At 56.0% G+C, this 16,184-nt stretch carries 17 protein-coding genes; 9 read left to right on the top strand and 8 right to left on the bottom strand.

The genetic code is table 11. The features are described from left to right. Positions 1-34 precede the first annotated feature (34 nt). From cheY to flhE, 5 genes are all read left to right on the top strand, one after another. Positions 35-424, top strand: coding sequence for a chemotaxis response regulator CheY (cheY, locus tag AC6I8B_RS11645; RefSeq protein WP_010258559.1), 390 nt, complete (start codon positions 35-37; stop codon positions 422-424). 9 nt (positions 425-433) lie between these two features. Then, positions 434-1,075, top strand: a complete 642-nt coding sequence (gene cheZ, locus AC6I8B_RS11640) for a protein phosphatase CheZ (RefSeq protein WP_003849160.1) — start codon at positions 434-436, stop codon at positions 1,073-1,075. A 188-nt stretch (positions 1,076-1,263) separates the two neighbouring features. Continuing rightward, positions 1,264-2,415: a flagellar biosynthesis protein FlhB gene (gene flhB / locus AC6I8B_RS11635; RefSeq protein ID WP_497817441.1), complete on the top strand. Its 1,152-nt coding sequence runs from the start codon at positions 1,264-1,266 to the stop codon at positions 2,413-2,415. After that, positions 2,408-4,501, top strand: a complete 2,094-nt coding sequence (gene flhA / locus AC6I8B_RS11630; protein ID WP_010258569.1) for a flagellar biosynthesis protein FlhA — start codon at positions 2,408-2,410, stop codon at positions 4,499-4,501. Before flhB ends, flhA begins: the two co-directional genes overlap by 8 nt. Next, positions 4,501-4,893, top strand: coding sequence for a flagellar protein FlhE (gene flhE, locus AC6I8B_RS11625; RefSeq protein ID WP_061703855.1), 393 nt, complete (start codon positions 4,501-4,503; stop codon positions 4,891-4,893). The genes flhA and flhE overlap by 1 nt, the downstream gene beginning before the upstream one ends. Before the next feature lie 162 nt (positions 4,894-5,055). Here flhE and AC6I8B_RS11620 read toward each other — a convergent pair whose 3' ends face one another. From AC6I8B_RS11620 to AC6I8B_RS11595, 6 genes are all read right to left on the bottom strand, one after another. Then, positions 5,056-5,388, bottom strand: coding sequence for a HigA family addiction module antitoxin (locus AC6I8B_RS11620; protein WP_010258577.1), 333 nt, complete (start codon positions 5,386-5,388; stop codon positions 5,056-5,058). Between the two features lie 80 nt (positions 5,389-5,468). After that, the gene (locus tag AC6I8B_RS11615) at positions 5,469-5,786 is read right to left on the bottom strand and encodes a type II toxin-antitoxin system RelE/ParE family toxin (RefSeq protein ID WP_010670815.1); all 318 of its coding nucleotides are present in this window, start codon (positions 5,784-5,786) and stop codon (positions 5,469-5,471) included. A gap of 74 nt (positions 5,787-5,860) precedes the next feature. After that, positions 5,861-6,859: an aldo/keto reductase gene (locus AC6I8B_RS11610; RefSeq protein ID WP_157352406.1), complete on the bottom strand. Its 999-nt coding sequence runs from the start codon at positions 6,857-6,859 to the stop codon at positions 5,861-5,863. A 220-nt stretch (positions 6,860-7,079) separates the two neighbouring features. Continuing rightward, on the bottom strand, positions 7,080-8,003 hold the full coding sequence (locus tag AC6I8B_RS11605) for a LysR family transcriptional regulator (protein WP_157352403.1): 924 nt from the start codon (positions 8,001-8,003) through the stop codon (positions 7,080-7,082). Between the two features lie 87 nt (positions 8,004-8,090). Continuing rightward, complete coding sequence (gene argS, locus AC6I8B_RS11600; protein ID WP_497817440.1) at positions 8,091-9,821, bottom strand: arginine--tRNA ligase; 1,731 nt, start codon at positions 9,819-9,821, stop codon at positions 8,091-8,093. Between the two features lie 209 nt (positions 9,822-10,030). Beyond that, entirely contained in the window at positions 10,031-10,153 is a 123-nt protein-coding gene (locus AC6I8B_RS11595) for a hypothetical protein (protein ID WP_009089698.1), read from the bottom strand. 314 nt (positions 10,154-10,467) lie between these two features. On the opposite strand from AC6I8B_RS11595, the gene AC6I8B_RS11590 reads away from it, so the two are divergent. Beyond that, positions 10,468-11,028: a VOC family protein gene (locus AC6I8B_RS11590; RefSeq protein ID WP_332837845.1), complete on the top strand. Its 561-nt coding sequence runs from the start codon at positions 10,468-10,470 to the stop codon at positions 11,026-11,028. On the opposite strand, the gene AC6I8B_RS11585 is transcribed toward AC6I8B_RS11590, so the two are convergent. Continuing rightward, entirely contained in the window at positions 11,025-12,170 is a 1,146-nt protein-coding gene (locus AC6I8B_RS11585; RefSeq protein WP_157352398.1) for a MalY/PatB family protein, read from the bottom strand. The genes AC6I8B_RS11590 and AC6I8B_RS11585 overlap by 4 nt on opposite strands. Before the next feature lie 85 nt (positions 12,171-12,255). Here AC6I8B_RS11585 and cutC point away from each other — a divergent pair, with 85 nt between their 5' ends. Beyond that, entirely contained in the window at positions 12,256-13,008 is a 753-nt protein-coding gene (gene cutC, locus AC6I8B_RS11580) for a copper homeostasis protein CutC (protein ID WP_157352395.1), read from the top strand. 421 nt (positions 13,009-13,429) lie between these two features. Continuing rightward, positions 13,430-14,278: a hypothetical protein gene (locus AC6I8B_RS11575; RefSeq protein WP_010258604.1), complete on the top strand. Its 849-nt coding sequence runs from the start codon at positions 13,430-13,432 to the stop codon at positions 14,276-14,278. 30 nt (positions 14,279-14,308) lie between these two features. Here the strand turns inward: AC6I8B_RS11575 and AC6I8B_RS11570 are convergent, their stop codons facing one another. Continuing rightward, complete coding sequence (locus AC6I8B_RS11570; RefSeq protein WP_010670808.1) at positions 14,309-15,406, bottom strand: glycerol dehydrogenase; 1,098 nt, start codon at positions 15,404-15,406, stop codon at positions 14,309-14,311. A gap of 154 nt (positions 15,407-15,560) precedes the next feature. Between AC6I8B_RS11570 and AC6I8B_RS11565 the strand changes: the two genes are divergently transcribed. Beyond that, positions 15,561-16,181 (top strand): LysE family translocator, encoded by a 621-nt coding sequence (locus tag AC6I8B_RS11565; RefSeq protein WP_157352390.1) that lies wholly within the window; start codon positions 15,561-15,563, stop codon positions 16,179-16,181. Positions 16,182-16,184 lie beyond the last annotated feature (3 nt).

Raw genomic sequence — 16,184 nt, 5'->3', positions numbered from 1 at the left:
CCGTCCCGCCGGGCGAGACAACTCAGGAGTAGATATGGCTGATAAAAACATGCGCTTTTTGGTAGTAGACGACTTCAATACGATGCGTCGTATTGTGCGTAACCTGCTGAAAGAGCTGGGCTTCAATAACGTAGAAGAAGCGGAAGATGGTGTGGACGCCCTCGGCAAACTGAAAGCGGGTGGTTTCGACTTCGTGATTTCCGACTGGAACATGCCAAACATGGATGGCCTGCAGCTGCTGCAGACCATTCGTGCCGACGCGGCAATGAGTTCGCTGCCGGTGTTGATGGTGACCGCGGAAGCGAAGAAAGAGAACATTATCGCCGCCGCCCAGGCCGGTGCCAGCGGATATGTCGTGAAGCCATTCACTGCGGCAACCCTGGAAGAAAAGCTGGGTAAAATTTTCGAAAAACTGGGCATGTAAGGGGATGTGATGAGCGACTTTCCGAAACCAACTGAGGATGCCGCGGCACACGACATCATTTCACGTATTGGCTCTCTGACGCGCATGCTGCGCGACAGCCTGCGCGAGCTGGGGCTGGATAAAGCCATAGCCGATGCGGCTGAAGCCATTCCTGATGCCCGCGACCGTCTGGATTATGTTGTGCAGATGACGGCGCAGGCCGCCGACCGTGCGTTGAACTGTGTTGAAGCAGCACAACCCCATCAGGATAAGATGGAAGCCGGGGCAACCCAGCTGAAAGGGCGTTGGGATGAGTGGTTTGAGAACCCGATTGAACTGGGTGATGCGCGGGAGTTGGTGACGGATACGCGCGCATTCCTCACCGCCGTGCCAGAGCATACCGCCTTTACCAACAAGCAGCTGCTTGAAATCATGATGGCGCAGGATTTCCAGGACCTGACCGGTCAGGTGATCAAGCGCATGATGGATGTGATCCAGGAAATTGAGCGCCAGCTGTTAATGGTGCTGCTGGAGAATATGCCAGAAGTCAGCGCTGAGAAGCGTCAGGAAGGCACCAGCCTGCTGAACGGTCCGCAGATTCACGCCGATGCACCGGGCGTGGTGGCGAACCAGGATCAGGTTGATGACCTGCTGGACAGCTTAGGGTTCTAGGTTTCGTCCGCCTGCGGGCGGGTGAAACAGCTGCAGGTTATAATAAACAGGGTCACCTTCGGGTGGCCCCGTTCCGCATTGTCAGACCCATCCCCGAAAGAACGCCTGTTTTCTTCATCTTATCTCCGCTTTAACTTAAGCCAGATTTGGCATCCTATGCTCAGAATTCCTGCCAACCGAGGTTTGTCGTGGCTGAAGATAGCGACGAAGACAAAACAGAATCGCCCACGGCCCACCGACTTGAGAAAGCGCGTGAAGAGGGCCAGATTCCGCGTTCGCGCGAACTCACATCCGTACTGATGCTGCTGGCCGGCATCATGATCCTGTGGATGGGCGGCAACATGATGGCGCACCGGCTGGCGGCGATGGTCGCCACCGGACTCCGTTTTGATCACGGCATGGTCAGAGATGACAAAATTATCGTCAGCCACATCGGCAGCCTGATCACGCAGGCACTGATGGCGCTGCTGCCATTGATGGGCGGTCTGGTGCTGGTGGCAATCGCCGCGCCCATGCTGCTGGGCGGTATCGTTTTCAGCGGTAAATCGATCAAGTTCGACTCGAAGAAGATGAGCCCGATGGCTGGGTTCAAGCGAATGTTTGCGGCGCAGGCCTGGACCGAACTGTTTAAAGGCATCCTTAAGACTATTCTGGTCGGCTCGGTGGGCTGGTGGTACATCTGGAGCCACTGGCCCGAGATGCTGCGGCTGATCAGCGAAGCGCCCGTCACCGCGCTGATTCACGGCATGGAGATGATCGCAGTCTGCTGTTCGCTGGTGATGCTGGGGCTGATCCCGATGGTCGGATATGACGTCTTCTGGCAGCTGCACAGCCACTTTAAAAAGCTGAAAATGTCGATGCAGGAGATCCGCGACGAGCATAAGCAGCAGGAAGGTGACCCGCACGTTAAAGGGCGCATCCGGCAGCAGATGCGCGCCGCAGCGCGACGCCGAATGATGGCGGATGTGCCGAAAGCCGATGTCATCGTCACCAACCCGACGCACTACTCGGTGGCACTGCAGTACAACGAGAAGAAGATGAGTGCGCCGAAAGTGGTGGCGAAAGGCGCAGGTGAGATCGCCCTGAGAATTCGTGAACTGGCTGCCGAACACCGCATCCCGGTTCTGGAAGCACCGCCGCTGGCGCGTGCGTTATACCGACATACTGAAATTGGTCAGCACATTCCCGGCGCGCTCTATGCCGCCGTGGCCGAGGTGCTGGCGTGGGTCTGGCAGTCGCGTCGCTGGAAGCGCGAAGGCGGCCTGATCCCAACCAAACCAAAAAACCTGCCGGTTCCGGCAGAGATGGACTTTGCAGGAGAGAGCAAAAACGATGGCTAATAACCTGGCCGCAAAACTACGTTTACCGGGCAACTTTAAAGATATGCAGTGGCAGGTGCTGGCCGGGCCAGTACTGATCCTGATGATCCTGTCGATGATGGTTCTGCCATTACCGCCGTTCATCCTCGATCTGCTGTTCACCTTTAACATTGCGCTGTCGATCATGATCCTGCTGGTGGCGATGTTCACCCAGCGGACCCTGGAGTTTGCGGCGTTCCCGACCATTCTGCTGTTCTCTACCTTGCTGCGTCTGGCGCTGAACGTGGCTTCAACCCGTATCATCCTGATGGAAGGGCATACGGGTGCCGCCGCGGCAGGACAGGTGGTTGAAGCGTTCGGCCACTTCCTGGTGGGCGGTAACTTCGCCATCGGTATCGTGGTGTTTATCATCCTCGTCATCATCAACTTTATGGTTATCACCAAAGGTGCCGGCCGTATCGCCGAAGTGGGCGCGCGCTTTGTGCTGGACGGGATGCCCGGTAAGCAGATGGCGATCGATGCCGACCTCAACGCCGGTCTGATCGGTGAAGATGACGCCAAACGCCGCCGTGCCGAAGTGACCCAGGAAGCGGACTTCTACGGTTCGATGGACGGTGCCAGTAAGTTCGTTCGTGGTGATGCCGTCGCCGGTATTATGATCATGGTGATCAACGTCATCGGCGGCCTGCTGGTGGGCGTGGTGCAGCACGGTATGGATGTGGGTCATGCCGCAGAGACCTATACGCTGCTGACCATCGGTGATGGTCTGGTCGCGCAGATCCCGGCGCTGGTTATCTCTACCGCAGCCGGTGTTATCGTGACGCGCGTTGCCACCGATCAGGATGTCGGCGAACAGATGGTCACCCAGCTGTTCAAAGATCCGCGCGTGCTGATGCTGAGCGCCGGCGTGATTGGTCTGCTCGGTCTGGTGCCGGGCATGCCGAACTTCGTCTTCCTGCTGTTCACCGCCGCCTTACTGGGTCTGGCCTGGTGGCTGCGTGGCCGCGAAATGCAGCCGAAGAAGAAAGTAGAAGTCACGGGCGGCATCGCCAAAACGGCGGACACGCCAGCCGCCACTGAAGCGTCGTGGACCGATGTGCAGCTGGAAGATACGCTGGGCATGGAAGTGGGCTATCGCCTGATTCCGATGGTCGATCATCAGCAAAACGGTGAGCTGCTGGGACGTATCCGCAGTATCCGTAAGAAAGTCGCTCAGGATGTCGGTTTCCTGCCGCCGGTAGTGCATATCCGCGACAACATGGAGCTGCCACCGGCGCGCTATCGCATCCTGATGAAAGGGGTGGAGATTGGCAGCGGTGATGCCTATCCTGGCCGCTGGATGGCGATTAACCCGGGTACGGCTGCCGGAAGTCTGCCAGGCGAAGCGACCGTTGATCCCGCCTTTGGACTGGCGGCGGTCTGGATTGATAGCGCGCTGAAAGAGCAGGCACAGATTCAGGGCTTTACCGTGGTTGAAGCCAGTACCGTGGTGGCAACCCACCTTAACCATCTGATTGGCCAGTTCGCCAGCGAGCTGTTTGGCCGTCAGGAAGCGCAGCAGTTGCTGGATCGTGTGACTCAGGAGATGCCGAAGCTGACCGAAGATCTGGTGCCGGGTGTGATCTCGCTGACCACCCTGCACAAGGTGCTGCAGAACCTGCTGGTGGAGCGGGTGTCGATTCGCGATATGCGCACCATTATCGAAACGCTGGCGGAACATGCGCCGGTGCAGAGCGATCCGCAGGAGCTGACCAGCGTGGTGCGTGTGGCGCTGGGCCGTGCGATTACTCAGCAGTGGTTCCCGGGTAATGACGAAGTGCAGGTTATCGGGCTCGATTCCACGCTGGAGCGCCTGCTGTTACAGGCGTTGCAGGGCGGTGGCGGACTGGAGCCGGGTCTGGCCGATCGGCTGTTAAGTCAGGCACAGGCGGCATTACAGCGTCAGGAGATGCTGGGCGCGCCGCCGGTGCTGCTGGTCAATCATCCGCTGCGTGCGCTGCTGGCGCGTTTCCTGCGCCGCAATCTGCCACAGCTGGTGGTGCTCTCTAATCTGGAGCTGAGCGACAACCGCCAGATCCGTATGACTGCCACCATCGGAGGCAAATAATGCGCTGGCTGGTGATGGCATTCGTGATGCTGCCACTGATGGCGCAGGCGGCCGGTGGTGCCTGGAGCGCCACGGCCAATGGGCCGCTGCTGGCGAACCGCGGCAGCTGGCAACGGGCGCAGCCGCTGACGCCGCCTGCCGACATTGGCGGGGAGGTCAGCGTCGTTAACTGGCGTTATCAGCTGAGCAGACCGGCCCCGTCTGGCCTGCAGGTGCGCTTGTGCGGCGAACAGCGCTGCACTTCCCTGGAGGGGGCCAGCGGCACCACGCGCGGGCTGGCACATCTGAGCGCCAGTGAGACCCTGCATATGGTGTTTGGTTTCGCCGGAAGCGGGGCGCTGCCACCCGGATTACGGGTGGTGAGCAGTGAAGTGATGGTCAATTACGAGTAAGGATATCGTTGCTGAATTGACTGAAGGCGAGCCAGAGATCGCCTCCTGGCTCCCTTGTTACGTGATGACCCTGGCTGTAAACCGATGCTAACCCTGACCCAGCGGCTGACAGATAATTGACCCGTTTCAAATCCCGTCATGACCAGTGCGTTATAAAGCTTTTCACGCCAGCTGATTCTCTTTCTGCACCAGAAAATCCTTCAACGGTGTTACGCGACTGATCTCCTCCTGTGCCCTGGCATCATGCATCACTTCCCAGATATCGACACTGTTTTGCAGATTAAGCCAGAACTCAACGCTGGTTTCGAAGGCTGCAGCCAGCCTGAAAGCCATATCCGGCGTCAGCTTCCGGTTATTGTTGACCAGGGCGCTGACGGTGTTGCGGTGCACTTTTAGCATCTCCGCTAAGTCGAGAATCTTCAGGCCGGTTGGCTCCAGATATTCGTAAAGTAATACGTCACCGACAGTGGTCGGTTTGCGGGTCGCCTGGTTCATAGTCTTGCTCTCTTTATTACTGACAGAGGTTGATGTGTTACATGCTGTCTTACAGCGCCTGATGCAGCCAGGCTCAGTTTTCATCGCTTGTGCGTTTTATAGCTATGAGCATCCAGATAAAGGTCAACGGCCTTACCTTCTATCCATTTAAAGATCAGCCGATATTGCTCATTGACCCTGATTGAAGCATATCCCTTGAGAGGCGGGTTTAGTTCCTCATAACGATTGCCTGGCGGCGACTTTAAATCCTTATAGCTAATCGCCGCATTGATGATGTCGAGCTTTCGCGCCAGCGCTGATGAGAGGCTTGACGGTATTCTTTTGGAAAATTTGCCATATAAAAAATAATCCTTAAGCCAGTCATCCCTGAAACTTTCAATATTCCTTAACGTTGCCACCTCATTACCTCCCTGTATCACACTGAAGACAATTTAACGCACCGATGCACAGTGCGCAAGTGCGTAGTTTGTATTCAGGCGTTCACCCCCTTCATTCCCTCCTCAGAGTAGCGACCGCCTTTAACTTCAATCTGCTGATGAACAGCGTTCAGCATCGCGATATCTTCCTCTTCTAGCTCGATATCTGCGGCCTGCGCGTTTTCAGTAAGGTAAGCGATCTGTTTGGTGCCTGGTATCGGCACAATTTTTTCATACTGTGCCAGTAGCCAGGCCAGCGCAATCTGCCCGGTGGTGGCGTGATATTTCTCAGCAAGTGGCGTCACCGCGTTAAGAAGCTGGAGATTGTGATCGATATTTTCCTGCCGGAAACGGTCATTATTTTTGCGGAAATCACCCTCGGCAAAATCGCTGTTTTTACGGTATTTACCCGTCAGGAATCCTCTGCCCAGCGGCGAATAGGGCACCAGTCCGATACTGAGCTTTTTCACCATAGGGAGAATCTCTTCTTCGATGTCACGCGTCCAGAGTGAATACTCCGTCTGCAGCGCGGCCAGCGGATGGATCGCCTGCGCCCGATTCAACGTTGAAGCCGACGCTTCACACAGCCCGATCCGGGCAATCTTTCCCTCCTGCACCAGACGGCTGAGACACTGCATGCTCTCCTCAATCGGTGTCGCCGGACTGATCCGGTGCAGATAAAAGAGATCGATACGCTCAACGCCCAGCCGTTTCAGTGATGCATGGCAGCAGCGGGTAATGTAGTCCGGCTGGTTGTTGATGGTGCGGGCATAGGCCTCGTCAGCAGGACGTTCAATGCCACATTTGGTGGCCACGGTGAACTTCAGCCGTTCGGCCCGATTGAGCCCGGCAAGAAACTGACCTATCAACTGCTCGTTGTGACCGCGACCGTAAAGATCGGCGGTATCGATAAAGGTGATATCCAGATCGCGCAGCTTATTGAGCAGTTGCAGGGAATGACGGTCATCGGTCTGACCATAAAATTCGCTGAGCCCCATCGCGCCATAGCCGATTGCGCTGACGTCCAGACCCTGAGTTAACGTTCGCTTTTTCATTGTCGCTCCTCGTAAGTGAGACGCGATTGTTTCACTCCGCGTGAATGCAATGAATTGCTCTTTCCGTCATGCAAAAAAGGTATCAGGCGGATGAAAGGGCTTCAGAGATATATCCGGCATGCCGATACACTAAGCTCGCAGCAACAGGCTGAGCGGGGATTAACAAGTAAGAAGAGGGGGATGCTTCGCTCTGTTTCAGCGGCGCGGCATCATGCGGACTTTATCGCATCCCCGGGATAGAGAGTTCTCTCAGCGCATTGAGAACGGCCTCATTTTTTTCATCGGCGCGAATCGCCGCGTAAACATCAATCGCCAGCTGCTGTGCCGCATCTTCTGTCAGCGGGCGGTAACAGAGACCTGCCTGATTAAAAGTGCATTTTGACTGCGGCATCAGGGCGAATCCTTTTCCTCTGGCGATATGCGACAGCATCAGCAGGGAATCGTCCGGCTCTCTCACCCGTTTCAGCGTGACGCTGAGCGTGGCGAAGTAGCGCTCGCATTTATCGTAAAACAGCGGATTGGCGCTGCGGGCAAACCAGAACAGCGGCAGATCGGCCAGCGCTTCCAGCGAGACCCGTTCCGCCACACTGGCAGGATGCGCCGACGGTATGGCAATCAGCAGCGGCTCACGGTAAACCCAGGTGTACTGAACGGTCTCTTCCGTATCCGACCCCTTTTCTCCGGTGAGTATTAAATCCAGACTGTTTTTGGCCAGGCTTTGCAAAAGCTGAGGGGAGGTCAGGCGGGGCATCTCCATCTCTTCGCTGGCATGAAAAGCGGCGAGCAGCCGGTTAAGTGGCGCAATCAGTTCAAAGTTCAGCGTGCGGGTCAGCCCGATGCGTAGCCGTGCCGCTGCGGGCTGCGCATCCTGCTTCAGGGCATTCAGCGCAGTCAGGATCGCTTCCGCCTTCGCGACCAGCGCACGGCCAGAATCGGTGAGCGTTACCTCATGGGTCGTGCGGCTGAACAGCGAGTGGCCCAGCAGATCTTCCAGACTCTGAATCTGACGGGTCAGCGGCGGTTGCGTCATGCTGAGACGTTCTGCGGCCCGGCGAAAATTCAGCTCGTGCGCAACAGCCAGAAAGCACTGTAACTGTTTTATGGTGGGAAGGTGGCTGCTGATGAGGTGCGCGGCTACAGACATAACACCATCCTGCTGCGAAGATTTGGGGGATCAGAGCGGATATACGAATTCAGCAACGGAGAGGGAAACCCCTCTCCGTTTCAGAGATTACATGCGCTCGACGGTGTCGATGCCCAGCGTATCCAGACCCTGCTTCAGCGTCTTCGCGGTCAGTGCGGCCAGCTGCAGTCGGCTCAGACGGGTTGTGTCTGATTCTGCGGTGAGAATCGGGCAGTGCTCGTAGAATCCGGAGAACAGACCAGCCAGATCGTAGAGATAGGCACACATCACGTGTGGCGTGCCGTCACGAGCGACCTGCGTAATAACCTCTTCGAACTGCAGCAGACGGGTGGCCAGCTGCGCTTCACGCTCTTCGCTGATCACAATCTCCGCATCCAGCGAATCGGCATCAATGCCCGCCTTGCGGAACACGGAGAGAACGCGGGTATAGGCATACTGCATGTAAGGCGCGGTGTTGCCTTCGAACGCCAGCATGTTGTCCCAGTCGAAAATGTAATCGGTAGTACGGCTTTTTGACAGATCGGCGTATTTCACCGCGCTGATGCCAGCCACTTCCGCCAGCGTTTTCACTTCCGCTTCGCTCATCTCCGGGTTCTTCTCACGCACCAGCGTGTAGGCACGCTGATAGGCTTCATCCAGCAGATCGGAGAGCTTGATGGTGCCGCCGCTGCGGGTTTTGAACGGACGGCCATCTTTGCCCAGCATCATGCCGAACGCATGGTGCTCCAGCGGAACAGATTCCGGCACATAACCCGCTTTACGGACGATAGTCCAGGCCTGAACCAGATGCTGATGCTGACGTGAGTCGATGTAATAGAGTACACGATCGGCTTTCAGCGTTTCGTAACGATATTTCGCACAGGCGATATCGGTGGTGGTGTAGAGGTAGCCGCCATCCTTTTTCTGGATGATGACGCCCATCGGTTCACCCTCTTTGTTCTGGAATTCATCCAGGAACACCACGGTCGCACCTTCACTCTCTACCGCTAAGCCTTTCTGTTTCAGATCGGAGACGATGCCAGGCAGCATATCGTTATAGAGACTTTCACCCATAACATCGTTGCGCGTCAGCGTGACGTTCATGCGGTCATAGATTTTCTGGTTCTGACTCATGGTGATGTCGACCAGCTTCTTCCACATCTGGCGGCAATAGTCATCGCCGCCCTGTAATTTCACCACATAACTGCGCGCGCGCTCGGCAAACTCAGGATCTTCATCATAGGTGCGCTTGGCTTCACGGTAGAAGCCTTCGAGATCGGCCAGCGCCATCTCTGCATGATCTTCATTCTGCTGTTTTTCCAGGAACGCGATCAGCATACCGAACTGTGTTCCCCAGTCGCCAACGTGGTTCGCACGGATCACTTTATGGCCGAGAAACTCCAGCGTACGCACCGCCGCGTCACCAATGATGGTGGAGCGGACGTGGCCCACATGCATCTCTTTCGCAACGTTAGGCGCAGAGTAGTCGACGACGATAGTCTGGGGCTCGGCCAGTTGCACGCCAAGGCGCGGCAGACGCAGCGCTTCCCGGGCATGACTGGCCAGCCAGTTGTGGTCAAGGAAGATATTGATGAAGCCCGGCCCGGCAATTTCGACTTTGCTGGCGATGCCGGTCAGGTCGAGGTGCTGAATCACCGTTTCCGCTAATTGTCGCGGTGCCTGTCCCAGCTTTTTCGCCACGGCCATAATGCCGTTGGCCTGATAGTCTCCAAACTGAACCCGGGCGGATTGACGAACCTGGGGTTCGCAATCGGCGGGTGCGCCGGCTAAAACCATTGCCTGACTGACTTTTGCGGAAAGAAGTGCCTGAATATTCACCGAGTTACCTTCATGTGCTGAGCAACGCCCGGACCAGAAAGCCGGGCTGTCATCATCTTGCCTGAGCGCATCGCGTCACGGAGAGGCAGAAACGGATGGGGCAGACAAAACGGAAAAAAATGAGGGGAAAAGTATACGTGAAATGTCAGTGGGCGTCAGCAGTTGGATGAAGCGGGGAAACAGAGCTTAATAGATGTTTCCCTGAAGCATTAACGACGTCGCAGATGACGGCGTGGGTTCTTTACGCTTTTATCTTCACGCACCTTCCAATGGCGGGAGATTGCAAATCCCATCAGTGCGATCAGGACAGCGACAACGATGAGCATAGACATAGAGCCATTCCTTTTGGTTGTGTTAGGTCAAATTTATAGGAAGGCGGGGTGGGCTGCAATTGTTTGCCAGGTAAATGAGAGTTATCTTATTGTATTAAAGAAGTTGATATAAATCATATATTTAACATGCTTTCATCAAGGAACTCATGGTCCTAAACAGGAGATAAATCCGAAATGAAAGATGTTATTATAAGGATTAGCGTTAAATTTCGGGCCAAATAAGATGAATCTTATCATTATGTGATGCTCAGCACGCGGCGCGCCAAAAGCCAGGCGGGTTATAAATGCTAAACAAATTGAGAGGAACTGGGGTAGTGACGAGAACTTTTCCGGCAGAATTGGATGATTTAAAGACAGATTTAGGACGTTTTGAAGAATCGTTGCAAAGTTTTGCGCAGCGGCTCGGTTTGCGTCTTACCGATCTGGAAGTGGACCATATCGCGGTGCGTTGCCATCAGGACACGACGGCGATGCGCTGGCAGCAAGGTTTGCAGCAGATTGGCACGCAGTTTTCGGCGGCGATGATCAACGGCAGACAGATTTGTCTGTTTAAACTCTATGACCCGCTGATTGTCGCAGGCAGGCAGATTGATGTGGTTGAACTGCCATGGCCGGGTGAAAAGCGTTATCGCCATGAAGGCTGGGAGCATATTGAGGTGGTGTTACGGGGCGATCATCAGACGCTGGGCGTGCGCGCGATGGCCTTGCTGTCAGATGAGGCGCTGACGCAGCCGGGTATTTCATTTAAAACCAGTTCACCGCAGGGCGAGAATGAGCGCCTGCCCAATCCGACCCTGGCGGTTACGGATGGGCAGACGACAATCAAGTTCCATCCGTGGCGACTGGAGGAGATTGTCGCCAGCGAACAGAACTAAAGGCGGGCAGCTAACGCACGCTTCAGGCGCGCAACGGCTTCGTCGAGCAGCGCGCGGGTACAGCCGAAATTGAGCCGGACAAACTGGTCATTGCCAAACTCACGTCCGGCGGTTAAGCCCAGCCCGTGCTTTTCAAAATAGAGCGCCGGGCTGGCCACACCCAGCGCGCTGGCGTCGATCCAGGCCAGGTAGGTCGCTTCCGGCGAGGCGAGTGACAGGCCGGTCATCTTATTGACCTGCGACACCAGCCAGTCACGGTTACTGCGCAGATAGGCATTCTGCGCATTCAGCCAGGGCTCACCCTCGCGCCATGCCGCTGCTGCTGCCGTGAGTGCCAGAATATCAACATCTGGCACAATGCCGCGTCGTACCCGGTTAAAGCGCGCGCGCAGCCCGGCATTGGGAATGATGGCGATGGAAGCCCCCAGACCGGCAATATTAAAGGACTTTGAGGGCGACATCAGCGTCACGCTACGCTGGGCTGCATCTTCGCTCAGTGAAGCAAAGGGTATGTGCTTAACGCCGGGTTCCAGCAGCAGATCGCTGTGGATCTCGTCGGAACAGACAATCAAATTGTGCTTCTGCGCAAATTCCAGCTGCGCCTGCAGTTCCTCGCGGCGATAGACGGTGCCGCCCGGATTCTGCGGGTTGCACAGCATTAACAGCCGCGCTTTATCGTCCAGCTGACCTTCCGGCGCATCCAGATCCAGCAGCCAGCGTCCCTCTTGCAGCGTCAGTGGCAGCGTGATCTGACCGCGCTCTGCCAGTTTTGCTGCACCGCGAAACGGCGGATAGATGGGTGTTGGCGCAATCGTCAGCTCATCAGGCGCGGTGAAAGCGCGCACTGCCAGATTGAGCCCGCTTACGACACCCGGCAAAACCACAATCCATTCCGGATTAACGTGCCACTGATAGCGCGAGGCGAGCCAGGCTATCGCACTATCGATAAATTCAACTGGCGTGTCGCCATAGCCAAAAATCCCATGTTCGGCACGGGTTTTAATCGCATCGATGACGCAGTCAGGCGATCGGAAATCGGTGTCTGCCACCCACAACGGCAGAATGTCCTGGTCCGCATATTTGTTCCATTTAAGGCTATCGCTGTGACGACGGTCTATCCGTTGGTCGAAATTGAATGCCATAGTTAACTTTCCCGGTAAACTCATTCCAGCAGCCAGACTAACTGATGAATCTGCCTTGAACCAGAGTCATGTAAAGGAGAAGAGAATGACCACACTGGAAATTTGCTGCTATGGCGTGGATTGCGCTGTGACCGCACAACAGGCGGGCGCCGATCGGGTTGAACTCTGTGCCGCACCGCGTGAAGGCGGCCTGACCCCATCAGCGGGGATGCTGAATGCCGCCAGGCAAGAAGTTTCGATTCCGGTTCATCCTATTGTCCGGCCACGTGGTGGCGATTTTTGTTACACCGCACGCGAATTTGAAGCGATGAAATCGGATGTGGCGTTAATCCGTGACCTCGGTTTTCCTGGTCTGGTGATTGGGATGCTGGATGAAGATGCTCACATTCATCATGGTCAGATGCGGCAGATTATGGCGCTGTGTGACGGCCTGGCCGTGACCTTTCATCGCGCCTTCGATCTCTGTCACAGCCCTAAGCGTGCGCTGGAAGAACTAACCGATTTGGGTGTGGCGCGTATTCTGACATCCGGTCAGCAGCAGAGCGCTGAAAACGGAATTGCATTACTCAGGGAACTAAATGAGGCCAGCACCGGTCCTATTATTATGGCGGGTGCCGGGGTACGTCTCAGCAACCTGCAAAAGTTTCTCGACATGGGGATTGATGAAGTTCACAGCTCGGCCAGCCGCCTTGTCGCGTCGCCGATGCGCTACCGCAAAGCGGGGGTCTCCATGTGTTCAGAAGCCGAGACTGACGAGTTCAGCCGCTACTGTGTAGACGGCGATGTGGTTGAGGCGATGAAAAGCGTGATGCAGATGAGCACCGTTCGGGTCGCCTGAACTACAACAGATTTTGCCGCGCAGCACGCCGATCATTGACGTGGTGTTTGCAAGTACCAAACCCCAGTATCCTTGCTGGGGTTCTTTTTGTGTAAAACACACTCCGTCCCGGTTAAATTGTTTTGCGCTTCTCTGGCATGTTATTGATGTCAGAGGGATCTAAATCTGGCTGCAGCGAAATTATCACTCTTTCGCCTGGCTCGATAAAAATCACCTGCCCCTTATTAATCATTACATGTCATCCAGGACTTTCAGGCCCGGCAGCAACGTAATCACCCGCTTTATTCGTTATGCTGATGCCATGTTGCCTCTCCGGTCCTTAAAACCTTAAAAGGCGATGCAGGCTGAAATCTTCACAGATTGCCGCTGTTCATCACCGCAGCGTTTACACTGAAAGCAACGTCGCCTGGAAAAGTATCCTATGAAACCCAATCCGATTGCTGTCCTGACTCTGATCCTGACTGCTCTCTGCAGTGGCAGCGCTGCGGCCAGCGCATGCAGCCCGAACAACGCTGCTGTGGCTAACAGCAATAACCTGATTTTGCTGGGCGGGAATGCGAAAGGCGCGGTCAAGCAGGTGGTTGCGGGCGAGTTTGGTAAAGATGTGAACTCGCAAAAGCGGGTGTTGGGGCAGTTTGACGCCTGTGGCGATCTGACGGTTGCCGACGTCAGCTATGACAAAAGTGAGCGCAACGTTATTCTCAGCATGGAGCAACACATTGCCCGCGTGCAGGGCGGCTGGGTGGCGGAATATGCGTATCTGGTAAAAGTGCTGAAAGAGGGCAAAGAGGTGGTGGTCGATAACCGACAGGGGACGATTAACTGGCAGAAAGGTCAGCATGGCAACATTACCAGCGCCTCAGACAGGTTTACCAGCATGGGTAAAAGCGGCTTTACCGACACGACTTACCGTTATGATCGGCAGTTCCGGCTGGAGAAGAGCGTGGCACGCGGCAGCGATCCCCTGACCAACGGTGAAAATCATTACCACTGGAATCCGCAGGGTCTGGTGACCCGCACCACATCGGCCCGCAGCACCGACAGTTATACCTACGATCCCCAATGGCGTGAAGTGCGGCTGAACGGCACGGCGACCACACCGCTGAGCACCATCCGGTCAGTAGATGAGTGTCAGTCCTGGGATCAGGTGGGTAACTGTACCCTGAGCTATCTGCATGAGACCGAAATCTTCACGCGCGGCACTATTGAGCGCCATCTCAGTTCCGCCTACAAATATGAGTACTGGGACCAGCCGGCGGCGGCGGAGTAAAAGGCGATCGGATGATCGCCTGTCGTGTGACTATTTAACCGTCTGACTAAAGGCATCCAGCGCCAGCAGTGCGTTTGCAATATCTTCCGGTGAAAGGTTTGGATTAAGGTTTTTCAGCGTGTCGCCCTCACTGTTCGCCAGTGCACCCACTTTGACCAGATTCTCCCAGCTCTCATTTTCCAGATGCAGTTCCCGGAGCGTGGTCGGCATGTTGATCGAGCGATAGAAGCGGATATAGCGCGCAATGTCCTCATCCGGACGCTTCTCAAGCACCATCTGCGTCAGTGTGCCGTAGGCGACTTTCTCGCCATGGGTCAGATGGTGGATATCACCATCAATCGCAGTGAAACCATTATGAATAGCGTGCGCAGCTGCCAGCCCTCCATTTTCAAAGCCCAGCCCTGACAGCAGCGTATTCGCCTCAACCACCGCTTCCACGGCGGGCGTCACTCGTTTTTGGGTGACGGCAACATAGGCGCTGTAACCCCAGGTAAGCAGCGTTTCTTCACAGGCACGGGCAATCGCCAGTCCGGCAATTGTCGGATCACCATTGACCATCGATTTTGAATGCGAACGCGCCACCGCCTGCGCTTCAACCCAGGTCGCCAGTCCATCGGCAATGCCGGAGGCAAAGAGTCGTGCTGGTGCACTGGCGCAGACTGCGGTGTCCACCAGCACCAAATCAGGATTTTTACTGTAGAAGCGATAGCTCTCAAATACGCCGCTATCAGAATAGATGACCGACAGCGCGCTACAAGGGGCATCAGTGGAGGCGATAGTAGGCACGATGGCTACCGGCTGCTTCAGCTCATCCGCCACCGCCTTAACGGTGTCCAGCGTTTTGCCGCCGCCCAGTCCGACAACCACATTACAGCCCTGACTTTTTGCCAGCTGGCTCAGGCGGGTGATCTCATTGCTCGACGCCTCGCCGTTGAACTGGTGCCAGTTGAAGGTAACGCCCGCCTTTTGCAGCGCCTGTTGGGCGCGTTCGCCAATCAATTTCCAGACGACATCATCCGCGACCAGGAAAGCGTTATCACCCAGTTCGGCCACGTAGGGGCCCAGCTCGTCCAGCACGCCCGCGCCCTGCACATATTTACGGGGTGAAGAGAAGATAAATTTACTCATAATCACAGCTCCTTAATATGAAGTTAAACCGCCCTTAGCCTGGCACACGCTGACGAACAGGGAGAGTGACAAGGGTGAGATAATTCGACGGGCCTGTTACGCTGGCAGGACACCCATACGCTGCTGACCGGCTGTTACCTCCAGGGAGAACGCCATGACCACCACGCTGTTTTCATTTCTGTTTGCCATCACCATACTGACGCTGACGCCGGGCTTTGATACCGCGCTGGTGCTGCGCTCTGCAGTCGCTCAGGGCGCAAAGTGCGCCAGCGTGACGGCACTGGGTATCACGCTCGGCTGTCTGGTCTGGGGTGTCGCGGTGGGATTCGGTTTAGGCGCGCTGCTGCTGGCCTCCGAAATGGCCTATAACCTGCTTAAGTGGCTGGGTGCCGCCTGGTTACTTTATCTGGGGCTGAAATTGTTGCTGAAACCCCGCCAGACAGCAATCGACACGCAACAACCGGCGCTGCAGCAGGGCTATCTTGCCTGCTTCAGCCGCGGGCTGCTGGGCAATCTGCTAAACCCCAAAGTGGGGATCTTCTATGTGAGTTTTTTGCCACAGTTTATCCCGGCGGGGGCGTCGGTGGCGCTCTGGTGTAGTCTGATGGCGCTGGCACACATGCTGCTGGGGCTGATCTGGAATGCGGTACTGATTGGCGGCAGCCACTATTTCGCCGGTCATTTGCGAAAACCGCGGGTGCTGAAGGTGATGGATCGCCTGACCGGCTGCGTGTTTATAGGATTTGCGGCGAAACTGGCGTTGTCTCGCCGCTAGGGC

This window comes from Pantoea sp. X-Soil-ISGK-285 (assembly GCF_059730815.1).
This window is presented reverse-complemented; position numbering and strand designations above follow the sequence as displayed.

Bases quoted from the DNA above. Each gene is read 5' to 3' on its own strand.
- AC6I8B_RS11575 (WP_010258604.1), top strand. From the start codon at position 13,430: ATGAAACCCAATCCGATTGCTGTCCTGACTCTGATCCTGACTGCTCTC.
- AC6I8B_RS11565 (WP_157352390.1), top strand. From the start codon at position 15,561: ATGACCACCACGCTGTTTTCATTTCTGTTTGCCATCACCATACTGACG.
- AC6I8B_RS11570 (WP_010670808.1), bottom strand. From the start codon at position 15,406: ATGAGTAAATTTATCTTCTCTTCACCCCGTAAATATGTGCAGGGCGCG.
- AC6I8B_RS11595 (WP_009089698.1), bottom strand. From the start codon at position 10,153: ATGTCTATGCTCATCGTTGTCGCTGTCCTGATCGCACTGATGGGATTT.
- flhA (WP_010258569.1), top strand. From the start codon at position 2,408: ATGGCTAATAACCTGGCCGCAAAACTACGTTTACCGGGCAACTTTAAA.
- flhE (WP_061703855.1), top strand. From the start codon at position 4,501: ATGCGCTGGCTGGTGATGGCATTCGTGATGCTGCCACTGATGGCGCAG.
- AC6I8B_RS11585 (WP_157352398.1), bottom strand. From the start codon at position 12,170: ATGGCATTCAATTTCGACCAACGGATAGACCGTCGTCACAGCGATAGC.
- AC6I8B_RS11620 (WP_010258577.1), bottom strand. From the start codon at position 5,388: ATGAACCAGGCGACCCGCAAACCGACCACTGTCGGTGACGTATTACTT.
- cheZ (WP_003849160.1), top strand. From the start codon at position 434: ATGAGCGACTTTCCGAAACCAACTGAGGATGCCGCGGCACACGACATC.
- AC6I8B_RS11610 (WP_157352406.1), bottom strand. From the start codon at position 6,859: ATGAAAAAGCGAACGTTAACTCAGGGTCTGGACGTCAGCGCAATCGGC.
- AC6I8B_RS11605 (WP_157352403.1), bottom strand. From the start codon at position 8,003: ATGTCTGTAGCCGCGCACCTCATCAGCAGCCACCTTCCCACCATAAAA.
- cutC (WP_157352395.1), top strand. From the start codon at position 12,256: ATGACCACACTGGAAATTTGCTGCTATGGCGTGGATTGCGCTGTGACC.
- cheY (WP_010258559.1), top strand. From the start codon at position 35: ATGGCTGATAAAAACATGCGCTTTTTGGTAGTAGACGACTTCAATACG.